Genomic DNA, 23,602 nt, shown 5'->3' on the forward strand with positions numbered 1-23,602 from the left:
CGGCTCCGTTCCGATGGTGCACCCCTGGTAACTCCCCGCAGACGGTTCCTCTTCCTGTCCGGGTCCCGCGCGGGCGCCTTCCGGGTGTTTCGCGGGCACGTCCCGAGCCGCTTTTTCGGGGCGCTTTCCGGGTGGCCGCCGCTCCTACGAGGGCGTGTTGTGCCGCTGTCCCGTCCGTGACGGGCCGGCCGCGGTGGTCCCTCGGTCCTGTGGAGGGGCGTCCTGCGCGGGACGGCGCCCGCCGCGCAGGGCCGAGGCGAGCGCGGAGACCAGCGCCATGCCCGCGGCCACGCTGAAGACGATGGTGAGCCCGTGGTGGAAGGGGCCGGAGACCAGTCGGGGGAAGAAGGTGTGACCGGTCAGGGCCGCGTGCTGGGCCGGGGAGAGATGGGCGAGGGCTCCACCGGACGCGAGCAGGTGTTCGATGGGGTTGTTGCCGAGGAACGTGGCGAACAACGTGCTCACCGGCGGGAGCGACGCGGCGTGTTCGGCCGCGCCGGCGGGCACGCCGTGCGCCTGGAGTCCGCCGCTGAGCGCCCCGGGCAGCGACGAGGCCAGTCCGGAGACCATCAGGGAGAAGAACACACCGATGGACAGGGCGGTGCCCGAGTTCTGGAACGTGGAGCGCATGCCCGAGGCGACGCCCCGGTACTCGGGCGGCACGCTGCCCATGATCGAGGAGGTGTTCGGGGAGGAGAACATGCCCTGGCCCAGTCCGTTGAGCAGCAGCAGCGCCGCGAAGGTCCCGTAGTCGAAGTCGATGGGCAGGACGAGCAGCCCGAGAAAGGAGACCGCGACGACGATCAGGCCGGTCGTGGAGAACATCCGGGCGCCGAACCGGTCCGACAGGTAACCGGACAGGGGACCCGCGATCAGGAAGCCCAGGGTCAGGGGCAGCATGAAGATGCCCGCCCACAACGGGGTGTCCTCGAACGCGTAGCCGTGCAGCGGCAGCCAGATGCCCTGCAGCCAGATGATGAGCATGAACTGCAGCCCGCCGCGCGCGATCGCCGTCAGCAGCGCCGCCACGTTGCCCGCGGCGAAGGCCCGGATCCTGAACAGGGCCAGCGTGAACATCGGGTCGGCGACGCGCGACTCGACGTAGCAGAAGAGCAGCAGCAGGACGACACCGCCGGTCAGGCCGGCGAGCACCCACGGGTTTCCCCAGCCGGTGGCGTGCGAGCCGTAGGGCTGGATGCCGTAGGTGATGCCGACCAGCAGGGTCCCGGCGCCCGCGGCGAAGGTGATGTTGCCCAGCCAGTCGATGCGGCCGGGGCGCCCCGACGAGGTCTCCCGCAGGCTCAGGTACGACCAGACGGTGCCGGTGATGCTGACCGGCACGCTCACCCAGAACACCGCGCGCCAGTCGACGGCTGCCAGCAGTCCGCCGGCGAGGAGGCCGAGGAACTGGCCGGCGAGCGCGGTGATCTGGTTGATGCCGAGGGCCATGCCGCGCTGCCGGGTGGGGAAGGCGTCGGTGAGGATGGCGGCCGAGTTGGCGGTGAGCATGGAGCCGCCGAACGCCTGGACGACGCGCCACAGGATCAGCCACAGGGCGCCGGCGGCGGCCCGGAACGGGTCGAGCGAGAGTGCGACGGAGGCGCAGGCGAAGACGAGGAAGCCGAGGTTGTAGATCTTGACCCGGCCGTACATGTCGCCGAGCCGGCCGAGGACGACGACGAGTACCGCCGACACCAGCAGATAGCCCAGGATCATCCAGAGCAGATAGCCGATGTTGCCGGGCGCGAGCGGGTCGAGCCCGATCCCGCGGAAGATCGCGGGCAGCGAGATGATCACGATGGAGGCGTCCATCGTGGCGATCAGCACGCCGAGCGTGGTGTTGGACAGCGCGACCCACTTGTAGCCGGGGCCCGGGGGCAGGTCCTTGCGGCGCAGGGAGCGCAGGAAGGCCGCTCCGCGCGGACGGCCCGGGCCACGGTCGTCAGGCGTGCGGACGGTCACAGTCGTTCCGCCAGTCGGTCGAGGAGGGGCAGCGCGGAGGCGATGGTCTCGCGCTCCCGCTCGGTGAACTCGTCGAGAGCGGCCGCGAGGCGGTGGACGGACTCGGAGCGCCGCTCCGCGAGCATGGCCCGGCCCTCCTCGGTGATCTCCACGATGATCCGCCGCCCGTCCGCCGTGTCGGGAGCGCGGCCGACCAGCCCGCGTTCTCCGAGCGCCGCGAGCGTGCTGGCCATCGCCTGGGGCCGTACGCGCTCCAGCTCGGCGAGGGACCCCGGCGAGCCGGCGCCGTCGGCGGCGAGCCGCGCGAGCACCGAGACACCGGAGAGCGACACGTCCCCCACGGCGTGGGCCTGGCGGAGTCGCCGGGTCATACGACCCACGGCGAGGCGCAGGGCGGAGGCGAGCCGCGCGGTGTCGCCGGGTTCCCGGGCCTGGTCGTGACCTGCTTCTGTATCCACCTGCACAGATACTGACACTAGGTTTATCAGGCTGGCCTGATCAATCAAATGTTAGTAATTATCGCGCCCCGGCCGCGTCGAGGGTGCCTTCAGGTGCCTTCCGGCGCCTTCACAACAGGGCGTCGAGAGTGATCGGCAGATCGCGCAGACGCTTCCCCGTGGCGTGGTACACGGCGTTGGAGATCGCGGGCGCGATGCCGACCAGGCCGACCTCCCCGACACCCTTGGTGCCCGTGGCGGTACCGCGATCGGGCTCGCCCACGAAGACCACGTCCAGCTCGGGCACGTCGGCGTTCACCGCGACGAGGTAGTCGCCGAAGGTGCCGTTGGCGATGCGGCCGGTGTGCGGGTCGGTGACGGTGTCCTCGTACAGGGCCATGCCGATGCCGCCGACCGTGCCGCCGATGATCTGGCTCCGGGCCGTCTTCGCGTTGAGGATGCGGCCGCCGTCGATCGCGGAGACCACCCGCGCGACGCGGATGAGTCCGAGATCCGCGTCCACCCGGACCTCCACGAACTTCGCGCCGTACGCGCCGGCCGGGGACATGCCCAGCTCGGTGGGGGTCGGCGGCGTGCTGTTCCCGTACGCCGTGAGCTCGGACATCCCGTGCCGGGCGAGGATGTCGACATACGACTCCCCGCGGTCCGGACGGCCCGCCAGGTGGACCCTGCCCCCGGTGCACTCCACGTCACCGGGGGACACTCCCCGCAGCGGCGAGTCGGCGTCACCGCGTGCGAGCTCGGCGAAGGAGCGCACCAGTCGCCGGCAGGCGTCGTGTACGGCGTTGCCCAGAGCGCCGGTCAGGCCGGAGCCGCCCGCCATCATCGAGTTGGGCATGTCGGAGTCGCCCAGGTCGAAACGGACCAGGTCCAGGGGCAGACCCAATTCCTCGGCCGCCAGTTGGGCCATGACGGTGTACGTGCCGGTGCCGATGTCCGTCGCCGCGCTGCGCACCAGCGCGCTGCCGTCGCTGTTGACGGTGGCCTGCGCCGAGCAGGGCTGCGCGAAGTAGGGGAACATCGCGCTCGCCATTCCGTAGCCGACCAGCCAGTTCCCGTCGCGCATCGAGCGCGGCTCGGGGTTGCGGTCGTACCAGCCGAAGCGCCGCGCGCCGACCTCGTAGCACTCCAGGATCGCCTTGCCGGACCAGGGCAGCCCGTTGCGCGGATCGACGTCGGTGTGGTTGCGCACCCGTAGGTCCAGGGGGTCCATGCCCAGGGTGCAGGCCAGTTCGTCGAGCGCCGACTCCAGCGCGAAGTTGCCCTGTGCCTCGGCGGGGGCCCGCATGGACGTCGGCACGGCGATGTTGATCCGCGCCTGCCGGTCCCGCGTGATCACGTTGGGGCACCCGTAGGCGAAGGAGGTTCCCGACGAGAACGGCTCGAAGTCGGTGTCCTCCATGCTCAGGGAGATGAGGGTGCGGTGGTCGAGGGCGACCAGTCCGCCGTCGCGCGTGGCACCGACGCTCAGCCGCTGCACCCCGCTGGGGCGGTGCCCGACGGAGGTGAACATCTGCGGCCGGGTCAGGACCAGCTTCACCGGCCGCTTGAGCATCCGGGCGGCGAGGGCGGTCAGGATCACATGCGGCCACGCGCGCAGTCCGGCGCCGAAGCCCCCGCCGACGTAGGGCACCAGGACCCGTACCGAGCTCTCGGGGATGCCGAAGACCATGGCCAGGGTGGTGCGCACCATGGACGGCCACTGACTGGTGTCGTGGACGGTGAGGGTGTCGCCCTCCCACACGGCGACCGTCGCGAACAGCCCGAGCGGGTTGTTGGTGTTGTCGGCCGTCGTGTACGTGGCCCGGACGGTCACCTCGGCGGACTCCAGCGCCGCGCCGGGGTCGCCGCGCGAGGTGTCCATCTCCCATGGATCGAGGAGCTGTTCGGCCCGTGGGTCCCGCAGGTCCAGCAGCGGTTCCTCGACCTCGTAGTCGGCCCGCACCAGCCGTGCCGCGGCCGTGGCCTGCTCGGGAGTCTCGGCCACCACGAAGGCGATGTGCTGCCCGTGGTGCACGATCCGGTCGTTCCTCAGCGGTGGCGGCGGCGACGCCCCGAGCACCGTCATCGGGCCCGTGCCGACCGGCGTGACGTTCTCGTGGGTGATCACGGCCAACACGCCCGGAGCGCCTTCCGCGGCCTCGGTGTGCATGCGCACGATGCGGCCCGCGGCGACGGTGGACTGCACCACGGTCCCGTAGGCCTGGCCGGGGATGCTGAAGTCCATCGGGTACGGGGCGGTTCCGGTGACCTTGCGCGGGCCGTCGACCCTGCTGACACCCGCGCCCACCAGCGGCCTGCTCTCGACGGTGCTCATGGCGTCACTCCTGAGACTGTCTGCAGCTCGCGCACCAGCGTGCGACGGGCCAGCGGCACCTTGAACGCCGTGCCGGGGACGGTGAAGGCATCGCGCATCGTCGCGTCGGCCGCGTCCGTGAACGTGGCGGTGGTGGCCGGCGCGCCCGTCAGCACGTGCTCGGCCTCGTAGGCCCGCCAGGGCTTCGTCCCCACCCCGCCGAGGCCGACCCGGGCGCGCCGGATCGTGCCACCGTCCATGAGGAGCAGGACGGCGGCGGAGGCGAGGGCGAACTCGTACGACGCCCGGTCGCGAACCTTGAGGTAACCCGACCTCGCGGCCGCCGGGGGCAGCGGGATCTCGACCTCGGTGATCAGCTCGGCGTGCTCCAGGACGTTCTCGCGCTGCGGGCTCTCGTCCGCCGTCAGATAGAACTCCGTCAGGGGCACGGTGCGACGCTCCGACACCCCCTGGACGTGCACGAGCGCGTCCAGCGCCACCAGGGCGACGGCGAGATCGGAGGCGTGCAGCGCGATGCAGCGCTCGCTCGCACCGAGCACGGCGTGCATGCGCGCCACGCCCTCGACAGCGGCGCAACCGGAGCCCGGGGCGCGCTTGTTGCACGCCTGGACCGTCGGGTCGCGGAAATAGCGGCAGCGCGTGCGCTGGAGCAGGTTGCCCCCGATGGTGGCCATGTTCCGCAGTTGCACCGAGGCGCCCAGCAGCAGCGCCTCGCGCACCACGGGCAGCCGCTCGGCCACCGTGGCGTCGGCGGCCAGCTCCTCCATGGTCACCAGCGCCCCCACATGAAGGGATTCGCCTCGGCGTTCGATGCCGTGGAGGGGGAGTCGGGTGATGTCGATCAGCCGCGGTGGCTCGAGGACCCCGTCCTTCATCAGGTCCAGCTGAGTGGTGCCGCCCGCCAGGCAGGACGCGGCCGGGTCGTCCGCCAGCAACCGCACCACTTCCTGGGTGTCGACGGCCCGCACGTAGTCAAAGGTCCGCATCGCGACCTCCCCGGGACGCCGCCTCGCGCACGGCGGCCACGATGTTGGGATAGGCGCCGCAACGGCACAGGTTGCCGCTCATGAACTCCCGGATCTCCTCGTCGGAGCCGGCCCGGCCCTCGGCCAGGAGAGCCAGCGCGGACATGATCTGCCCGGGCGTGCAGAAGCCGCACTGGAAGCCGTCGTGCTCCATGAACGCCTGCTGCACCGGGTGCGGTCCGTCGGGCCCGGAGACGCCCTCGATGGTGGTGATCGCCCGGCCCTCGGCCTGCGCCGCCAGGGTCAGGCAGGACAGCACTCTCCGGCCGTCCACGTGGACCGTGCACGCGCCACAGGCTCCCTGGTCACAGCCCTTCTTCGTGCCCACCAGGCCCAGCCGGTCACGCAGGGCGTCCAACAGGGTGACCCGGGTGTCCAGGCGGAGCGTGTAGGGGCGGCCGTTCACGTCGAGTGTCACGACCCGTTCGATGATCGCGGGACGCTCGTCCACGTCCCGCCTGCTCGCCACGTCCGTCATCGCGTCCTCCTCCGGACGGGTCGCGAAACGACTCGAGCCCCTCCTGGGGGCGGATCCGGTGAGTAGGTTCGACTGATTTGCGCTACTTAACGAACTTTTCCCACCATATAGGCCGAACAGGTGATTCCGCGCGGGCACCGGCCTGAACAGGGGCCCGCGCGCAACGTTCTGCGAAGGCCTCTGAACAAGGGCGCCTCGAGACTCAAGGGCGCCTCGAGACTCAAGGGCGCCGCGAGACACAAGGGCGGCTCGAGGATCAAGGGCGGCTCGAGGATCAAGAGCGGCTCGACCGCCTCTGTTCGAGCGCCTGCGTTCAGAGGCCCGCGTTCGAAGGCCTCCACTCATACGACCAGTGGGCGCCCCGCGCTGTCGGCCGGCCGTGGCGGCTTGACGGACTCGTGCACGGCAGGCGGCGGGACGTCGGACGCTCGATCGGTGATCATGGATGTGTGGTGGGGAACGGGACTCGGACAGCGATCATCAGCGCCCGGTCCGTCGGCCTCCGCGGTCGCCGAACTCGTCGCTGAGGCGGGTCTGTTGCGACATGGTCGGCACCGGACCAGCCTGACCGCAGGCCACCGAAGGGGGCTGTGGGAGCCGGTGCCCAGCATCGGCAGGTGTTCGTCGACCGGCTCCCGGCCGCGGTCGTGCAAGTTCGTTGCGTGGCTCGTCAGCTCGTCAGCTCGTCAGTTCGCCTGCGGCATGGGCTCGTTCTCCGAGGGCCGACTATGTGGCGGAGGTTCGCATCGCGGGTGCGGTGGTGAACAGGGCGGTCACGGCCGCGCGGACCTCACGGGCGACGATCTCGGGGGTGGAGGCGTCGAGTTTGCCGTCGAGATGCAGGAAGGCCAGGCCGTGGACGAGTGCCCAGACCACCTGTTCCATCGGCTCCACAGCCGACACGGTCGCGGATGCCTTCACGGGCTTCGTAGTCCCGGACGAAGCACCGATTTTGCATCAGCCGGCCGAATGCGCGCTCAATCACCCACAGCTTTTACTGAGTCCTTCGACGTCCTGACGATGTATCAGACCAGTCGGCATCCAGCCGGCACTGGACCGACGCGGCTTCCCGCACCCTGTCCTGCCCGGCGGCTTTCGGCAGCTTGGTCCGTGCAGATGGTGCAGGCGGGAAGCCTGCCCGCCGTGGCGCACGATGTTCCACAGGTCTTCTAGGTTCTACAAAGTCTTCGAGTCGACCGATCCGACCCCAGGTCCTGGCACGCTGCGGAGTCATCGACCGCCCGGCCTCGTCGTCGACGATCCAGGCGCCGTGCCCCGCCGCGGTGCTCTTACCCCGCAGCCAGGTCTCCTTCTTCGTCCACACGTCGACCACGGAATCGTCCCGCTCCGCTCGATGGCCCGCCTGGCCTGCTGCCGGCTCCAGCCATGCCGCTTCAGCAACCGCTACGTGCCCTCGACGGTGCAGGAGACGTGGAACAGCCGGCCGATCAACGTCTTGATCCGCGCCGGCGTCCACCGCCGGTCCGCTCGGTCGTGGACCAGCGTGCCACGCTCCAACTCTCGCTCCAGCCTGGCGATCTGCGTTTCGCTGAGCCTCGAAGCGGACGACAGCCTGTAACCTGATCCGCTCCCGCGCGGCCCTCTCGGCGTCGGTCAGACCACCACCCTGCGCGTACCTCACGTCCCCAGGAGCTACCCGAGGAGTAATGCGAACCCGCGGCATGCCGGGCAGTCTGGAGGTGGGGGGCGCAAGGTGTGTCCGCGAGGGGCACGGCGGTAGCAGCGACGTCACCGCTCACGCCAGGCGGGATGGGAAGAGGCCCCATGAACGAATATCCGCTGATCGACGACCACGGACTCATCGGTGACCTGCAGACGGCCGCGCTGGTCTCCACCGAGGGAACGATCGACTGGTTCTGCAGCCCGCGATTCGACTCGCCGAGTATCTTCGGAGCACTGCTCGACGGTGCGAACGGCGGTCACTGGACGATTGCTCCCCAGGCGCCGACGTATGCGACCAAGCAGCTCTACTACCCGGACACCTGTGTGCTGCTCACCAGATTCATGACCGAGCAAGGCGTCGGATCGGTCGTGGATTTCATGCCGCCTGCTTCTCCACGTAATCCGACAAGCAATCACCGGCTGGTCCGCATGCTGCGGTGCACACGCGGCGAGATCTCGTTCGACATCGAGATCGCCCCTCGGTTCGACTACGCGCGGCAACCATATGAGGTCACCTCGCATTTGGGCGGCTGGCATTTTGCCAGCCGAGATACGGATGTGACCGTCCATGTGGTGGACACACCTGACGTTGAGTGCGTGAGCGACCGCAGGATTCGATCAGATGGCGTGTGCATGACTGTAAGGCTACGAGCTGGTATGACCCGCGGCATGGTGCTGGAGACGTTCGCTGACGGTCCGCCACGCATCGTTTCGCCGCAGGAATGCGAGCAGCTACTGGACGACACCATCGCCTTCTGGCACAACTGGCTGGCGCGTTCGCGCTACACCGGACGGTGGCGGGAGACGGTCAACCGCTCCGCCATGACGCTCAAACTCATGACGTACGCCCCGTCCGGGGCCATGGTCGCGGCTCCCACCACCAGTCTGCCGGAACAGGTCGGAGGCGAGCGCAACTGGGACTACCGCTACGCGTGGGTACGTGATGCCTCCTTGTCCCTTCATGCGCTGCTCGGGCTGGGATTCACCGAGGAGGCCGTGGCGTTCACCGAGTGGCTGGGCGACCGCGTTCAGGAATACACTGGTCCTGGCGAACACCCTCTGAAGGTCATGTACCGCGTCGACGGCTCCTCCGACCTGGCAGAGCAGACCCTGGGCCACTGGGAGGGCTACCGGCACTCCGCCCCGGTGCGGGTGGGCAACGCTGCCGCTGACCAGTTGCAGCTCGACATCTACGGATCAGCACTGGAGTGCCTCCATTTCGCCGACCAGCAGGGTCTGCCGACAACCTGCCGCATCTGGCAGACGCTGATCAACACGGTGGACTGGGTGTGCGAGAACTGGGACCGTCCCGAAGCCGGTATTTGGGAAACGCGGGGCGGTGACAAGGACTTCACCTATGGACGACTCATGAGCTGGACCGCGCTGGATCGGGCCATACGCATGGCCGCCCGGAGCGGCCGCCCCGCCGAGGTGCAGCGCTGGACGAAGGAACGCGACGCCATCTACTGGCAGATCCTGCGGCGAGGGTGGACCCCGGAGCGTGCAGCGTTCACGCAGTACCTGGGCAGCGACGTCCTGGACTCCGCGCTTTTGCGGATGCCTACGGTAGGGTTCATCCCCCCGCAGGATCCGCGGTGGCTCTCGACCTTGGACGCGATCAGGAACGATCTCGTGTCCGACGGCCTCGTATACCGGTACGACCCCTCTGCCTCTCCCGACGGACTGCTCGGTTTCGAGGGCACCTTCTCGGCGTGCACTTTCTGGTACGTCGAAGCCCTCGCTCGCGCCGGCCATCTGCGCGAAGGGAGACTCGTCTTCGAGAAGATGCTCACCTACGCCAACCATCTCGGCCTGTACTCCGAGGAGATCGGGCTGACCGGCGAGCAACTCGGCAACTTCCCACAAGCATTGACCCACCTCGCCCTTGTCACCGCCGCGCTCAGCCTGGATGCCCATCTCGACGCCGCCAGGCCGGGCTTCCCTCCCACCTCCGTGGTTCCGGTTCCCTTTCTCTACGCGCAACCGATGGCGGCAGCGGCCGGAGATCCACCTGTCGCGCCGACCACCCCGTATCCGTCGGACAACGTCATCCGCAGGTGAGCGCACCACCCTTTCCCCATCGGTCCGCCACCTGCGGTAGCAGGCCGCGTCCACCGGTGACGGCAAGGCGGTCGTGATGCCGGCACGGCTACAGGGTGCGCGATGACCATGGGCAAGCCCGTCAACAGGCCACTGACTGAGAAGGCTTCGGCCACGGCCGACCAGCCTGTTGCGGCATCGCTGCGCGGTGGTTGGATCCTGCTGATCGAGATTGCCGATCCACGGTTGCCGTTGCCAGGTGACTGCACCCTCGACGCCCTCGCCCGACCGCTGACGACACTGGCAGCCTGGTGAACGCAAGGGTCGGCCATTCTGACTGGGGCGATCGGCACGGAGCTGCTGTTGCGCGACCTGGCGCGTGCGCGCAACTCGACAGGTAACCGCTTGATGGTCAGGTCGGGGTAGGGATCCGGAACGCGTCGCGCCGCCCTGCACTGGCGTCGATCCCCAGGGCCTACCCGACTTCGCCCGTCACCCCCCGGCAGGGACCCCACGGTCAGGGCGGACAGCGACTTTGCGGAGTTTCAGGCTGCCGCTTGGCGACCGCGGCGGTGGCGGGAGGCGATGGTGGCGGTCAGGGCCTCCACGGCGTCGACGGTTGCGATGCTCAGGAGGACGGCGCGGCTGGTCGTGGCGCTGCCGAAGCCGTCGGGTGTCTCGGCCAGCAAGCCGGAGCGGGCGGTGAAGGAGTCGAAGACCGACCGCAATGCCCCCGGGGCCACTGTCTCGGCTCCGGCGGAGGCGCGGGCCAGGGCCGTGAGGTGTTCGTGCAGCGGATCGACCAGTTCGGTCAGCTCCGGCACGGTGTCCTGAGGAGTACGCGGCAGGTGTTCGCCCAGCAGGGTGGCGCATCCGGCAACCGTGGACACCTGAGTCCTGATCTGCTCCAGCTGCACACTCGACCAGGGGCCGCGGTGCTCTGCCGGCTCGGCGTGCGACTGCTCCACCGCGGCCTCCAGGTGCTCCCTGACCTGCCGTGACCGCGCCCGCAGCGCGTCGACGGCTGCCGGGTCGGTCGCCCCGACGTCGGCGTAGCCGGTCAGCAGCTCTGGCAGCAGCCGGTCCTGCACCCGCAGCCACTCCGCGAGCAGGCCCGGCACCCGCTGGGTGGACCAGGTCGGCCAGACCAGGAAGATGAGCACGGCGATCGCGGCGCCGACCACCGTGTCGGCGGCGCGCGCCCACGCTGTGGGTCCGGGTAGCCCGCCAACGTGGTGGATGAGGAAGACGATCCAGGTGGTGAGCCACAGATTGAGCATCAACTGCCCAGTCCGCAGGGTCGCAAACGACGCAGCGGCCAGCACTACCGCCACGACCGCGAGGCCGACGGGCGTCCAGTTCGGCAGGGACAGAACCCAGGCGAACAGGCCGCCCAGCACGGCCCCGGCCGCACGGCCCCAGCCGCGGGCGAGGGTATGACCGTACTCGGGGAAGAGCACCAGCATGGTGGTCAGGGCCACCCAGAAGCCGTGCGTGGAGATGCCCAGCCCGCCCCACCCGCCGATCGACCGGCCGATGACCTCGGCGAGCACCACGCCCACTGCGAGCCGCACCGCATGGCGGAAGATCGGTGATTGGGGGTGCAGCTGCGCCCGGACCCGCCGGGCGGTGCGTGCTACGGAGGGGGTGCCCGCGTACAGGCCCGGCACCTCGGTGTGGGGTTCCAGTACACCGCCCAGGCGGTCGTCGGTCGAGCGTCGGGCCAGCTGCTCGGCCGTCCGTAGCCGTGCGGCCAGATCGCGCGGGCCGCGCACGGGCGAGACGGCCACCCAGGACTCCAGGAGGGTCCAAGCTTCCTCGGGGGTGCGGTGCTCGCGGCCGGAGGCCACCGTACGGGAGATGTCGCCCAGCACCTGCGCCGCAGCGGCCAGTGCCTCCTGGTTCCCGGCCGCCGCTACCGTCAGCCGCACTGTGTGCAGCGCGCGGCGGATGCGCTCGGCCTCTCCCAGCAGTCCGAACATGGCCGCCGCCGCCGGTCGGCTCAACTGAGGCAGCAGGTCCAGGGCCTGCCGGGCCGCCGTGAACGGAGCGGACCCGCCCAGGCCGGCGGAGCCGGCCGCGACCGAAGCCTCGGCGAGCGACTGGTACAGAGCTGCAAGGGCGCGGCGCTGGGCGGCGAACCGCGGACCGTACGGGGGGAGCAGTTGCACCACCACGACGAGTCCGGTCCCGACCGCGATCCAGCCGGCGATCACCAGGCCGCCATGTACGTCGGGAGCGAGATCAGCCGTGATCATCAGCCCGATGACCGCGAGGCAACCCCGGATGCCGGGCGCGATGCCCATCGTCCGCCACAGCCCGGTGGCGAACGCTGCGACCGCGAGCACCAGCAGGAACAGCCAGGTAGTGCCGTGCACCAGGGCCCCCAGCACCGCCATGGCGCTGAAGGCCGCGGCCATCCCGAGCGCGTTCACCACAGGGTGTCGCAGCGGGCTCAGCAGCGTACCGATGCCGCAGATGAACGCACCGACGCTGGCCATGGCCCCGGCCACCGGGTCGTCCAGCACCAGGCCGAGGACCGTGGCGAGCAGCACGGACAGTACGGCCCGTGCGATCGCCGACGGGGCGGCGAGTGCCCGTTGAATGCGCAGCCCGTCCCGGCTGATCGTGACCAGCGAGGACCACCAGTGCATGTCCGGGCCTCCTTGGCGGCGCGGCGCGGGAGCAGCGCTCTCATCCTCTGCCAGCTCCGGCGTGGCTGCCACTCGCCCCCTGGAGGGCGCCACTCAGGGTCGTGAGACCGGCGGTCACCGTGCCTTCGTCCGAACAGCTCCGGGGCCCGGCTCCGGAATGCGCCAGGCCCGCGCCCACGAGGCGTTCACGCCGGCCGAGCGCGTCCTGCTCATCACGCTCCTGCACCCCTCACCGAACTCGTCGCCGATTCCGACACCGGCTCCGATGGAAGATCGTGCAGTCGCGGGAGGCCTTTCCGTACTTCGGCTGCACGACTCTCCGTAGGGTGGCAACGACAAGGGCCTCACGTGCCCTGCCGACTCGCGCTGACCGGACGCGCACCTGACAAAGGGACGGTGTCGGGCGTCCCTTCCGGCACCGTCCCCGGGGCCGCGCGCCGCTCAGCACGGCCCGTTGCGAACCAATCCAGCTGCCACCCGATCAAAGGCGGGCGAAGCCTCGGGTCGACGGGGTGGGTCGAACGATTTCCGGGTCCGGTGACTAGGGTGGCCCAGTGCTCGAGGTAGCATCTACCTGACTTATCGTCAGATAAGTCAGTATCTGATCAGTATCAGTCCTCGTGCATTCCGAGACCGGTGTTCGAACGGGTGGTTGGTCGGCGGCGGTATAACAACCTGGTTCATACGGAAGCGCAGGTGGGGAGCCTTCTCGTCGGCGCGAAGCGATGTTCCTCACGATCATCGACTCCGACGCGTGCCCGTGTAGAGTGAGGGTCGCCCTTGACCTGCACAAAGCTGGCAGGGAGCCGCCTTCCAGGAGTCCAAAGTGCTGCGCACCATGTTCAAGTCCAAGATCCACCGCGCCACGGTCACCCAGGCCGACCTGCACTACGTCGGGTCCGTGACCATCGACGCCGATCTGCTCGACGCCGCGGATCTGCTGCCCGGCGAGCTCGTCCACATCGTCGACATCACCAACGGCGCGCGTCTGGAGACGTACGTCATCGAGGGTGAGCGCGGCTCCGGCGTGGTCGGGATCAACGGTGCGGCGGCCCATCTCGTCCATCCCGGTGACCTGGTGATCATCATCAGTTACGCTCAGGTCTCCGACGCCGAGGCGCGGGCACTGCGGCCGCGGGTCGTGCACGTGGACCGCGACAACCGGATCGTGGCCCTGGGGGCCGATCCGTCCGAGCCGGTGCCGGGCTCGGACCAGGAACGCAGCCCCCAGGCGGTCACCGCCTGAGCCCCGGCCGAGGAAGTCCGGGGGCGTCCGAGGCCGTCCGCCGAGCCGGCGGATCCGCGGGCCGGGGGTCGAGGAACCAGGACCCGAGGAGTACCCATGAGCGACATCGTGATCCGCGACGACCGGGCGGCCGGCCGTCTGGAGGCCCTCGCCGGGGACGAGGTGGTGGGCCACATCGAGTACTTCGTCCTCGAAGCCCCCGCGCGTGCCCTCGTCCCGGTGCACACCATCGTGGAACCCGCGCACGAGGGGAAGGGCATCGCCGGCTCCCTCGCCCGTGAGCTGTACACCATCGCCGCACGCGAGGGCATCGTGGTCGCGCCGCTGTGCCCGTACGTCGTGAAGTGGGCGGCGCGTCACCCCGAGGAGGCTCCGGCGGCCGACCCGGCGCTGCTGGACGCGGCGGTGGAGTGGCTCAAGACACATCCCGGACGCTTCTGATGCCTCCGGTGTCCCCGGTGCCTCTGGCGTCTCGGATGCCTCCGATGCCGGCCGCGGGCCCCGTGCTCGCCCTGCTGCACACCTCGCCCGTGCACGTCCCCGTGTTCGACGCGCTGCGCGACGAGGACCATCCGGGCCTGGAACTGCGGCACTCGGTGGACGAGGAGCTGTTGGCCCGGGCCCGGATCGAGGGCCCGGCCGCGGTCGCGGGCGAGGTGCGGGCGGCGCTCGGCCGGGCCGTCGCGGACGGGGCCGCCGCGGTGCTGTGCACGTGCTCGACCATCGGCGGGATCGCCGAGCGGGCGGACGCCGGTGTGCCCGTGCTGCGGGTGGACCGCCCGATGGCGGCCGCCGCGGTGGCCGTCGGCCCGCGTGTCGCGGTGGTGGCGGCGCTGGAGAGCACCCTGGCGCCGACGGTCGCCCTGGTCGAGGACGAAGCCCGCGCGGCGGGCCGGCCCGTGACGATCCGCACCCTGCTGGCCGACGGCGCGTGGCCCCGCTTCGAGGCGGGCGACCGGGACGGCTTCGCCGCCGCGGTCGCGGCGACCGCGGACTCGGTCACCGACGCCGACGTGATCGTCCTCGCCCAGGCGTCGATGGCTCCGGCCCAGCGGCTGACCACGACCGCGGTCCCGGTCCTGTCGAGTCTCCGCCCGGGGCTCGCGGCCGGGGCGGCCGCGGCCCGCCTCGCACGGACCCACCCGGTCCCTTCGCGGACCCACCCGGTCCGTATCCCTCGCGCGACGGGGTGAGTGGGCGCGCGGGTGCCGGGTACGCGTGGGACAAGTCCAGAGCCGACGTACCGACAGGGACGTACCGACTGGCACGTACCGACTGGCTGGAGGACACGATGACGCATCCGCACCCCGAACCGGTGAAGCCGGGGCCCACCCCCGGGCCGGGGCCCGACCAACCGCAGCCCTTCCCGGACCCGAATCCCTTCCCCGACCCGACGCCGGACCCGGGCCCCCGTCCCACCCCGGAACCCACCCCGCCGCCGTCCCCCGTTCCGCCGCCGCCGGGACCCGAGCCGGTGCCGCAACCGGGACCTCTCTCGTAACAGCCCGGCGAACGGTGATCCGACGGGTTGGGACACCCGGCGATCCGCATGACGAGGCCGTCACACCCCCGCGCTCGGGGGTGTGACGGCCTCGGTGCTGCGGGGATGCCTACGCCTCGACCTCCGACCGGTCGTCTCCCCACAGCGTGTGGAACGAGCCCTCCCGGTCCGTACGCCGGTAGGTGTGCGCCCCGAAGAAGTCGCGCTGACCCTGGGTCAGCGCGGCGGGCAGCCGCTCGGCGCGCAGCGCGTCGTAGTAGGCGAGGGCCGCGGAGAATCCGGGCGTCGGTACGCCCTGGCGGGTGGCGGCCACCACCACCTCTCGCCAGTCGTCCTGCGCCGCCGCGATCTCCTGCGCGAACGTGTCGTCGGACAGCAGGCTCGGCAGGTCCGGCCGGGCGTCGTACGCGGCACGGATACGGTCGAGGAACGCCGCCCGGATGATGCAGCCGCCGCGCCAGATCGAGGCGATCGCGCCGAGGTCGATGTTCCAGTCGTACTCGTCGCTGCCCGCGGCGATCTCGTGGAATCCCTGCGTGTACGACACGATCTTCGAGGCGTACAGCGCCTGCTCCACCCGGTCGGCGAAGGCCGCCGCGTCGACCTCGTCGAGCTGCTCCGCCGTCGGGCCCGCGAGGCCGCGCGAGGCCGCCCGCAGGTCGGCGTGCCCGGACAGCGAGCGCGCGAAGACGGCCTCCGCGATACCGGAGACCGGAACGCCCAGGTCGAGCGCGATCTGCACGGTCCAGCGGCCCGTGCCCTTCTGCTCGGCGCGGTCCTCGACCACGTCCACGAACGGCTTGCCCGTCGCCGCGTCCACGTGCGACAGGACCTCCGCCGTGATCTCGATCAGGTAGGAGTCGAGCCGGCCGGTGTTCCAGGTGCGGAAGATGTCGGCGATCTGCGCGGGGGAGTACCCGGCGACGTCGCGCAGCAGCTGGTAGGCCTCGCCGATCAGCTGCATGTCGGCGTACTCGATGCCGTTGTGGACCATCTTCACGAAGTGTCCGGCGCCGTCGGGGCCGACGTGGGTCACGCACGGGGCGCCGTCCTCGGCCTTGGCGGAGATCTTCTCCAGCATGGGGCCGAGCGACTCGTACGACTCCGGCGAGCCGCCGGGCATGATGCTCGGCCCGTTCAGCGCGCCCTCCTCGCCCCCGGAGACGCCGGTGCCGACGAAGTGGATGCCCTGTCCGCGCAGTTCGCGTTCCCGGCGACGGGTGTCCGCGAAGTGCGCGTTCCCACCGTCGATGATCATGTCGCCGGGCTCCAGGAGCGGGGCGAACTCCTGGATCACCGCGTCGGTCGGCTCACCGGCCTTCACCATGATCACCAGGCGCCGCGGCCGCTCCAGCGCCGCCACGAACTCCTTCGCCGTCTCCGCGGCCACGAAGTTGCCCTCGTGACCGAACTCCTCCACCAGCGCGTTCGTCTTGGCCACGGTGCGGTTGTGCACGGCGACCGTGTAGCCGTTGCGTGCGAAGTTGCGGGCGAGGTTGCGCCCCATGACCGCGAGACCCGTGACGCCGATCTGGGCTGAAGTGCTCATACGGTTGGCTCCTAAAAGGTCCTGTAAGAGGTCCTGTATTCGGTAGTGCCGGTCGTGCTCGTCAGTATTGCCTCCGGCCATCCTGACGCGTCGAGGATGTGTACGCAGAACAACCCCCCGGTACCTCAGCCGTCGACGCGGTGAGGCGAGGGTGATCTCCCCACGAGAGATATCACCCGGCGTTTCCGATCGCCGCGCACGCCGCTCTGCCGCGAGTGGCGCTCCCGGATCGGAGGGCGGGCGCGCGCCTTCGGCCACCCGGCCAACCCCCGGGCGCAGCACGGCCGATTGCCGTCTTGTCCCGCCCTGTTCGCGGCGTTTACTTTTGCCGCTCCTGACGCATGTCGAGGGGGCTCCCACATGGCCGTACGCGGCCGGCACCGCCGGTATCAGCCGAACAGGATCAACCGCGCCTCACTCACCGTCACGGCGGGCGGTGCCGGAATGGCTCTCCCGCTGATCGCCACCGGCGTGGCGCACGCGGCCGACGTGGACACCTGGAACAAGGTCGCCGCGTGCGAGTCGGGCGACAACTGGAGCATCAATACGGGCAACGGCTACTACGGGGGGCTGCAGTTCAACCAGTCCACCTGGGAGGCGTACGGCGGCAAGGTCTACGCCCACCGCGCGGACCAGGCCACCAAGGACCAGCAGATCGCCATCGCCGAGAAGGTGCTGAAGGGCCAGGGGCCCGGAGCCTGGCCGGTCTGCTCGGTGCGCGCGGGTCTCACGCGCGGCGGCGGTGCCCCCGCCGTCGACCCGTCGGGCGGCTCCTCGCGGACGGCCACCACGGGCAGCACGCCGCAGACGGTCAAGCGTTCGGTCCGTGACGTGAAGCCGCAGACCACGCCCCAGTCGCACGCGGGCACGGCCGAGATGTACACCGTCGTCCACGGCGACACGCTCTCCGGCATCGCCGGCTCCCGGCACGTCGAGGGCGGATGGCAGCGGCTGTACGAAGCGAACCGCGCGACCGTCGGCTCCGATCCCGACCTGATCCTCCCCGGCCAGCGCCTGGACCTGCACGGCAAGGCCCAGGCGCCCGCGCCCACGCGGAGCGCGCCGGCGAAGGAGTCCGCGGCGGACAAGCGCACCGCGGACAGAAGCACCCCGCACAGGGCCACCCCGCACAAGGCCACCCCGGAGCGCTCCACCAAGAGGCACACGCTGGTCGCCCCCGTGAACGCCGCGACGGGGACGCAGTACCACGCCGCCGGCGCGTCCTGGTCGAAGGGCTACCACACGGGCGTCGACTTCCCGGTGCCCACCGGAACCTCGGTGAAGGCGGTCGCCGCGGGCCATGTCGTCAGCGCGGGCTGGGGCGGTTCGTTCGGCTACCAGGTGGTCATCCGGCACGCCGACGGCCACTACACGCAGTACGGCCACCTCTCGGCGATCTCCGTGAAGGACGGTCAGAGCGTGGGGGAGGGGCAGCGCATCGGCCGCTCCGGGTCCACGGGCAACAGCACGGGCCCGCATCTGCACTTCGAGGTGCGGACCGGGCCCGGCTTCGGTACCGACGTCGACCCGCTGGCCTACCTGCGGGCGGGCGGTGTCAGGATCTGACGCGGGTGCGCTGGGACTTCGGGAGCGGCGTCGTCGGTATGTACGGCCCGTACAGGGGGCCGAAACAAGCCACTTCCCCGGGCGGTGCGTCCTGCGGCGACGCGCTCTCCGGGGACGACGCCGCCACCGACGCCGGTACACGGGGTGCGAGGGCGTTCTCGGCGTCCCCCGCGGCGGTCCCGTTCTCGGGGAGCCCGACGCTGCCCGCGCGGGCCTGAGGGACGGACTGCTCGGGAAGGACGGCGAGCAGCAGCAGCTCCTCGACGGGGTCCGGCGTCGCGACGCCGGCGGCGGCCGTGTCGTCCGGCCCGGCGTGGCGCTCCGTGTTCTCGGCCGGGACGTCCACCGCGGGACGCCCGGTGCTGCCGATCTGCTCCGTCGTGAGGAGGATCAGACCGCCCGCCGCGACGATCCCGCAGGCCAGTGCGAGCACGGTGCCCGTCTCGCCGTAGCGGAACGTCTCACCGAACATCGTGATACCGACGGCGGCGGCGACGACGGGGTTCACGACCGTCAGCGTGGCCAGCGGCGCGGCGAGGCCGCCGCCGCGGTAGGCGGCCTGCGACAGCAGCATCCCGGCGGTCGCGAAGACACCGATGAGCGCGAGGCTCGGCAGGTCGGAGAGCGAGACGTGGTGCGACCAGTCCACCGCGACCGTCTTGGTGAACACCGAGGACATGCTGAAGGCCGTGCCCGACCCCACCGCGAGCAGCACGCTGCGCACGGCCGGGTGCCGGTGCGCGGCGCGGCCCGCGACCATGAACGCCACCACCGCGCCGCCGGCCACCACGGCCAGCACCGTGCGCTGGGCGGTGCTCAGGGACTGCGCGTCCGCGGAGCCGACCAGCGCCAGCAGGACCGCGAGACCCACCGTCGCCATGATCGCGCCTCGCCAGGCGGTCGCCCCGGCCCTGCGGCCGACGAAGACCGCCGCCATGGGCAGGGCGAACACGATCGTCAGCGCGCCCAGCGGCTGCACCAGGCTCAGCGGCCCGTAGGCGAGCGCCACCACGTGCAGGACGCCACCGAGTCCGGTCAGGGCGACGGCCGCCCACCAGCCGGGACGGCGCAGCGGGGCGTACGTCTGGTCGGGAGAGGTCAGCGCGACCTGCTCCTGTACGATCGCGCCGCCCGCGTACGCAACGGCAGAGACGAACGAGAGCAGGACGGACAGCGCGAGCGCGCTCATGAGTCCCTCCTCTGCGTGCGGCGTGGGCGCGGTGCCCGGCGTGACGAACGATCGGCCTTCATGGTGACTACGATCCCTCGTTCGGCCCTCCGCGTCGTCGTACCTGAGCAGGCAATGAGTACTACTGCCGATGGAGTACGACACGCGCCGTGTCCTCCCCTGGGTGGGCGACACGAGGGGGAGGCCCGCCGGTGGAATCCCCTAGGGGGCTTGGTACTACTGGTTTTCGTGGACCTCGACCCCGATCTCGCGGCGCTCGACGCGCTCGGCGGTTTTTTCGTACTACGGACCGGCGTGCCGCCGCGCGGCCCGCTGCCGACCCTCGCGCGCGCGTACACGGCACGAGAAGTCGATCACCCCGGAGAGGTTTACGGAGATCCGATAATTTTCCGTGTCCGGAAGGTCGCGGACGGTCTGCGGGCTCCGGAGACCCGTATCGCGGTGTCGGTGGCGCAGCAGGCGCTGGCGGCCCGCCTCTGGTCGGTCGCGCTGGGCGCCGCCGCGCTCTACGGGCACCTGCCCGACCTCGATCCGGAGCTGGTGCGCTGGGACCCGGACGGCAGCGCTCCGGACGACCTGTGGCTGTCCGAGGTGCGCGCCCTGCCCGCGAGCGCGATCGGGACGGTCGTGAGCGAGGGCCATCTCGGCCCGCTGGAGGCCGCCCTGCGGTCCCGGTACCGCGTCTCGCAGGGCCTGCTGCGGGGAAACGCTGCCTCGGCCCTGACGGGCGCCTGGCGCCAGCTGGACCGCTGGGCCCGCACCCATGACCGTACGGACGTGGCCGACCGGGCCCGCACCCTCGCCGTCGGCCTCCTCCGCGGGCCCGGTCTGGCCGGCCCCCTCGGCCCCCGTACGCTCCGCCGCCGCAGCTGCTGCCTCTACTACCGCCTGCCCGGCGGCGGTCTCTGCGGCGACTGCTGCTTCGACCGCGCGCCGGACCGGACCGCCGGACGCCGGGGATCGCCCCGTTCCTGAGGGCCGTGGTCTTCCCCGAGCGCTCCTTGTGGGTGACCATGAGGGACACCGACCGGACGACGGGGGGTTCTGTGTGCGAGTGGGACTGCTGACCCGGGAGTATCCGCCGGATGTGTACGGCGGCGCGGGCGTCCATGTCGAGTTCCTCGCCCGGGAGTTGCGTGCGCTCACGGAGCTGGACGTGCACTGCTGGGGCGAGGGCGCGGCGGGCGGCGTCGTGCGCCACCGGCCCTGGCCCTCGCTCGACGGCGCCAACGACGCCCTGCGCACCTTCTCGGTGGACCTCGCCATCGCCGCCGCCCTCGAAGGCCGTGAACTCGTCCACTCGCACACCTGGTACGCCAACCTCGCCGGCCACTTCGGCAAGCTGCTGTACGGCATCCCGCACGTGATGACCGCCCACTCCCTGGAGCCGCTGCGCCCCTGGAAGGCCGAGCAGCTCGGCGGTGGTTACGCCCTCTCCAGCTGGGCCGAGCGCACCGCCATCGAGTCCGCCGACGCCGTCATCGCCGTCTCGGGTGCCATGCGCGAGGACATCCTGACCTGCTATCCGGCCCTGGACCCGGCGAAGGTGCGGGTCGTGCACAACGGCATCGACACCTCCCTCTACCGGCCGGATCACGGCACGGACGTGCTCGACCGCGTCGGCGTCGACACCGGCCGCCCCTACGTGCTGTTCGTCGGTCGTATCACCCGGCAGAAGGGTGTGCCCCAACTCCTGCGCGCGGTGCGCGACATCGATCCGGCCGTGCAGGTGGTGCTGTGCGCGGGCGCCCCCGACACCCCTGAGATCGGGCGGGAGTTCCGTGAACTCTTCCAGGAACTGAGCGGCGTCCGCGAGGGGGTGCACTGGATCCCGCAGATGCTGCCGCGCCCGGACGTCATCCAACTCCTCACCCACGCGGCGGTGTTCGTCTGTCCCTCGGTCTACGAGCCGCTCGGCATCGTCAACCTGGAGGCGATGGCCTGCGGAACGGCCGTGGTCGCGTCCCGGGTCGGCGGCATCCCCGAGGTCGTCGAGGACGGGGTGACGGGCGTGTTGGTGACGGTCGACGAGGACTTCGAGGCCTCCCTGGCGCGTGCCCTCGACTCGGTCCTCGCCGATCCCCTGGCCGCCCGGCGGATGGGTGAGGCCGGACAGGAGCGCGCGGTAAGGGAGTTCGGCTGGGACGCGGTGGCCCGAAGGACCGTCCAGTTGTACGAGGAAGTCCTCAAAGCGGGGTAACCATCGGAGAGGCGTACTTCGGCAACAGGGCCCTGTCCGGCAACCGGGCGCGGCCCGAGCGGGCGTAGAGGGGCGGCGGCATGCGGCGAACGGGATACCCCCTGGGCGAGTGGAGCCGGGACCTGGGGGAGGGGCCTTCCGTACTGGGAATCGTACTCGCGGGAGGAGAGGGCAAGCGTCTGATGCCCCTCACCGCGGACCGCGCGAAACCCGCGGTCACCTTCGGCGGTACCTACCGCCTCGTGGACTTCGTGCTCTCCAATCTCGTCAACGCGGACATCCTGCGCATCTGCGTCCTGACGCAGTACAAGTCGCACTCGCTGGACCGGCATGTGACGACGACCTGGCGGATGTCGAGCCTGCTCGGCAACTACGTCACGCCGGTCCCCGCCCAGCAGCGGCTCGGCCCGCGCTGGTACCTGGGCAGCGCGGACGCGATCCTGCAGTCCCTCAACCTCGTGTACGACGAACGGCCCGACTACATCGCGGTGTTCGGCGCCGACCACGTCTACCGCATGGACCCCCGGCAGATGCTCGCCCAGCACATCGAGAGCGGCGCGGGCGTGACCGTGGCGGGGATACGGGTGCCACGCACCGAGTCCTCCTCGTTCGGTGTCATCACCCCCGGCTCCGACGGCCAGACCGTGCGGGGTTTCCTGGAGAAGCCCGCCGACCCGCCGGGACTGCCCGACGACCCCGGCTGCGTCTTCGCGTCGATGGGCAACTACATCTTCACCACCAAGGCCCTGGTGGAGGCGCTCCAGCGGGATGCCGAGGACGAGCACTCGGTGCACGACATGGGCGGGTCGATCCTCCCCATGCTCACCGACCGCGGCGAGGCGCGGCTCTACGACTTCAGCGAGAACCACGTGCCCGGGGAGACGACCCGGGACCAGGGGTACTGGCGCGACGTCGGCACGCTCGACGCGTACTACGACGCTCACATGGACCTGATCGCCGAACGCCCCGCCTTCAACCTCTACAACCGCAGGTGGCCCATCTACACGCACTCCGGGCAGCTCTCGCCGGCGAGATTCAGCGCCGGGGGCATCGCGAGCGAGTCGATCGTCAGCGCGGGCTGTCTGATCCGGGGGCAGGTCTCGCGGTCGGTGCTCTCGCCGGGCGTCCTCGTCGACCCGGGTGCCGTCGTCCAGGGCTCGGTCCTGCACGACAACGTCCGCATAGGGCGTGGCGCGGTGGTGCGCGGCGCCGTCCTGGACAAGAACGTCGAGGTGCCCCCGGGTGCGACGATCGGCGTCAACCCCGAGCGGGACGCGGAGCTCTACACGGTCTCCAGGAGCGGGGTGATCGCGCTCGGGAAGGGCCGGCTCGTGTCGTAGACGGGGCCGCGCGCTCCGACGACCGTCCGGCCGGGCCCGGCCGGACGAGGTGCGTGGGCTGTCCGGAAATCCGGCGGATTCTCGTACGGCCGTACGGTTTTGATGCCCCGTACGGCCGTGCGCGGCGGGTGCTTCGCATGGGCGTACGGATCCGTTCCCCGCCACTGAGCGCGGTCCTGGGCGCGGTCTCCGTGCGACGCGTTCACTCTCGGCGCTGAGCCGTCCGGCTGGGCTTCTGAGGGCTCTGTGGGGTGTCCGGGTCCGAACTGAGCTCAAGCGTCCCTTGTGTCCGACCCCTCTTTCAGGGGCCGGGCTTAATCTGCTGTTAACTGTGCGTAGCTTGATCGTACTTGACCGTAATCGCCTCTCGGGGTTTGACTGCTTGCTCAACCGT

General features: G+C 70.7%; 16 protein-coding genes and 4 pseudogenes. 10 read left to right on the forward strand and 10 right to left on the reverse strand.

Translation table 11 applies throughout. The features are described 5' to 3' along the window. Positions 1-144: 144 nt before the first annotated feature. The 7 genes and pseudogenes from OHB41_RS39885 to OHB41_RS52745 form a co-directional block, all read right to left on the reverse strand. Complete coding sequence (locus OHB41_RS39885; protein ID WP_526025080.1) at positions 145-1,812, reverse strand: MFS transporter; 1,668 nt, start codon at positions 1,810-1,812, stop codon at positions 145-147. 146 nt (positions 1,813-1,958) lie between these two features. After that, positions 1,959-2,420: a MarR family winged helix-turn-helix transcriptional regulator gene (locus OHB41_RS39890; protein WP_266704480.1), complete on the reverse strand. Its 462-nt coding sequence runs from the start codon at positions 2,418-2,420 to the stop codon at positions 1,959-1,961. Positions 2,421-2,529: 109 nt separating this feature from the next. Next, the gene (locus OHB41_RS39895) at positions 2,530-4,737 is read right to left on the reverse strand and encodes a xanthine dehydrogenase family protein molybdopterin-binding subunit (RefSeq protein ID WP_266704482.1); all 2,208 of its coding nucleotides are present in this window, start codon (positions 4,735-4,737) and stop codon (positions 2,530-2,532) included. Beyond that, positions 4,734-5,723, reverse strand: a complete 990-nt coding sequence (locus tag OHB41_RS39900) for an FAD binding domain-containing protein (RefSeq protein ID WP_266704484.1) — start codon at positions 5,721-5,723, stop codon at positions 4,734-4,736. The genes OHB41_RS39895 and OHB41_RS39900 overlap by 4 nt, the downstream gene beginning before the upstream one ends. Beyond that, a complete protein-coding gene (locus OHB41_RS39905; RefSeq protein WP_266704486.1) occupies positions 5,710-6,240 on the reverse strand; it encodes a (2Fe-2S)-binding protein in 531 nt (176 codons plus the stop codon). The genes OHB41_RS39900 and OHB41_RS39905 overlap by 14 nt, the downstream gene beginning before the upstream one ends. Positions 6,241-6,966: 726 nt before the next feature. After that, positions 6,967-7,116, reverse strand: a pseudogene (locus OHB41_RS39910) (TetR family transcriptional regulator); the annotation flags it as partial. Positions 7,117-7,432: 316 nt separating this feature from the next. Then, positions 7,433-7,882: pseudogene (locus tag OHB41_RS52745) on the reverse strand (winged helix-turn-helix domain-containing protein); the annotation flags it as partial. A gap of 143 nt (positions 7,883-8,025) precedes the next feature. Between OHB41_RS52745 and OHB41_RS39915 the strand changes: the two are divergent. Next, positions 8,026-9,984: a glycoside hydrolase family 15 protein gene (locus tag OHB41_RS39915; protein WP_266704488.1), complete on the forward strand. Its 1,959-nt coding sequence runs from the start codon at positions 8,026-8,028 to the stop codon at positions 9,982-9,984. 102 nt (positions 9,985-10,086) lie between these two features. Next, complete coding sequence (locus OHB41_RS39920; RefSeq protein ID WP_266704490.1) at positions 10,087-10,278, forward strand: hypothetical protein; 192 nt, start codon at positions 10,087-10,089, stop codon at positions 10,276-10,278. Between the two features lie 230 nt (positions 10,279-10,508). Here OHB41_RS39920 and OHB41_RS39925 read toward each other — a convergent pair whose 3' ends face one another. After that, positions 10,509-12,617: an FUSC family protein gene (locus OHB41_RS39925; protein ID WP_266704492.1), complete on the reverse strand. Its 2,109-nt coding sequence runs from the start codon at positions 12,615-12,617 to the stop codon at positions 10,509-10,511. An 826-nt stretch (positions 12,618-13,443) separates the two neighbouring features. Between OHB41_RS39925 and panD the strand changes: the two genes are divergently transcribed. The 3 genes from panD to OHB41_RS39940 all read left to right on the forward strand — a co-directional run bounded on the left by panD (position 13,444) and on the right by OHB41_RS39940 (position 15,056). Further along, on the forward strand, positions 13,444-13,863 hold the full coding sequence (gene panD, locus OHB41_RS39930; RefSeq protein WP_266704494.1) for an aspartate 1-decarboxylase: 420 nt from the start codon (positions 13,444-13,446) through the stop codon (positions 13,861-13,863). 96 nt (positions 13,864-13,959) lie between these two features. Beyond that, positions 13,960-14,304: a GNAT family N-acetyltransferase gene (locus tag OHB41_RS39935; RefSeq protein WP_266704496.1), complete on the forward strand. Its 345-nt coding sequence runs from the start codon at positions 13,960-13,962 to the stop codon at positions 14,302-14,304. A 62-nt stretch (positions 14,305-14,366) separates the two neighbouring features. After that, positions 14,367-15,056: an aspartate/glutamate racemase family protein gene (locus OHB41_RS39940; RefSeq protein ID WP_266706495.1), complete on the forward strand. Its 690-nt coding sequence runs from the start codon at positions 14,367-14,369 to the stop codon at positions 15,054-15,056. A gap of 417 nt (positions 15,057-15,473) precedes the next feature. On the opposite strand, the gene gnd is transcribed toward OHB41_RS39940, so the two are convergent. After that, entirely contained in the window at positions 15,474-16,913 is a 1,440-nt protein-coding gene (gene gnd / locus OHB41_RS39945; protein WP_266704498.1) for an NADP-dependent phosphogluconate dehydrogenase, read from the reverse strand. A gap of 444 nt (positions 16,914-17,357) precedes the next feature. Here gnd and OHB41_RS52750 point away from each other — a divergent pair. Together OHB41_RS52750 and OHB41_RS52755 are read left to right on the forward strand one after the other, a co-directional pair. After that, positions 17,358-17,564 (forward strand): annotated as a pseudogene (locus tag OHB41_RS52750) (transglycosylase family protein); the annotation flags it as partial. A gap of 177 nt (positions 17,565-17,741) precedes the next feature. Then, positions 17,742-18,479, forward strand: a pseudogene (locus tag OHB41_RS52755) (M23 family metallopeptidase); the annotation flags it as partial. On the opposite strand, the gene OHB41_RS39955 reads toward OHB41_RS52755, so the two are convergent. Next, positions 18,469-19,668 carry a DMT family transporter gene (locus tag OHB41_RS39955; RefSeq protein ID WP_266704502.1) on the reverse strand — a complete coding sequence of 400 codons (1,200 nt, stop codon included), beginning with the start codon at positions 19,666-19,668 and terminating at the stop codon, positions 18,469-18,471. The pseudogene OHB41_RS52755 and the gene OHB41_RS39955 sit on opposite strands and share 11 nt — an antisense overlap. Positions 19,669-19,878: 210 nt before the next feature. Here OHB41_RS39955 and OHB41_RS39960 point away from each other — a divergent pair, with 210 nt between their 5' ends. From OHB41_RS39960 to glgC, 3 genes are all read left to right on the forward strand, one after another. Then, complete coding sequence (locus OHB41_RS39960) at positions 19,879-20,643, forward strand: (2Fe-2S)-binding protein (protein ID WP_266704504.1); 765 nt, start codon at positions 19,879-19,881, stop codon at positions 20,641-20,643. 73 nt (positions 20,644-20,716) lie between these two features. Further along, positions 20,717-21,868 carry a glycogen synthase gene (gene glgA, locus OHB41_RS39965; RefSeq protein ID WP_266704506.1) on the forward strand — a complete coding sequence of 384 codons (1,152 nt, stop codon included), beginning with the start codon at positions 20,717-20,719 and terminating at the stop codon, positions 21,866-21,868. Between the two features lie 80 nt (positions 21,869-21,948). After that, positions 21,949-23,208 carry a glucose-1-phosphate adenylyltransferase gene (glgC, locus tag OHB41_RS39970; RefSeq protein ID WP_266704508.1) on the forward strand — a complete coding sequence of 420 codons (1,260 nt, stop codon included), beginning with the start codon at positions 21,949-21,951 and terminating at the stop codon, positions 23,206-23,208. Positions 23,209-23,602: the final 394 nt, after the last annotated feature.

Origin of the sequence: Streptomyces sp. NBC_01571 (assembly GCF_026339875.1) — a bacterium.
In the GTDB taxonomy this organism is placed as follows: Bacteria; Actinomycetota; Actinomycetes; order Streptomycetales; family Streptomycetaceae; genus Streptomyces.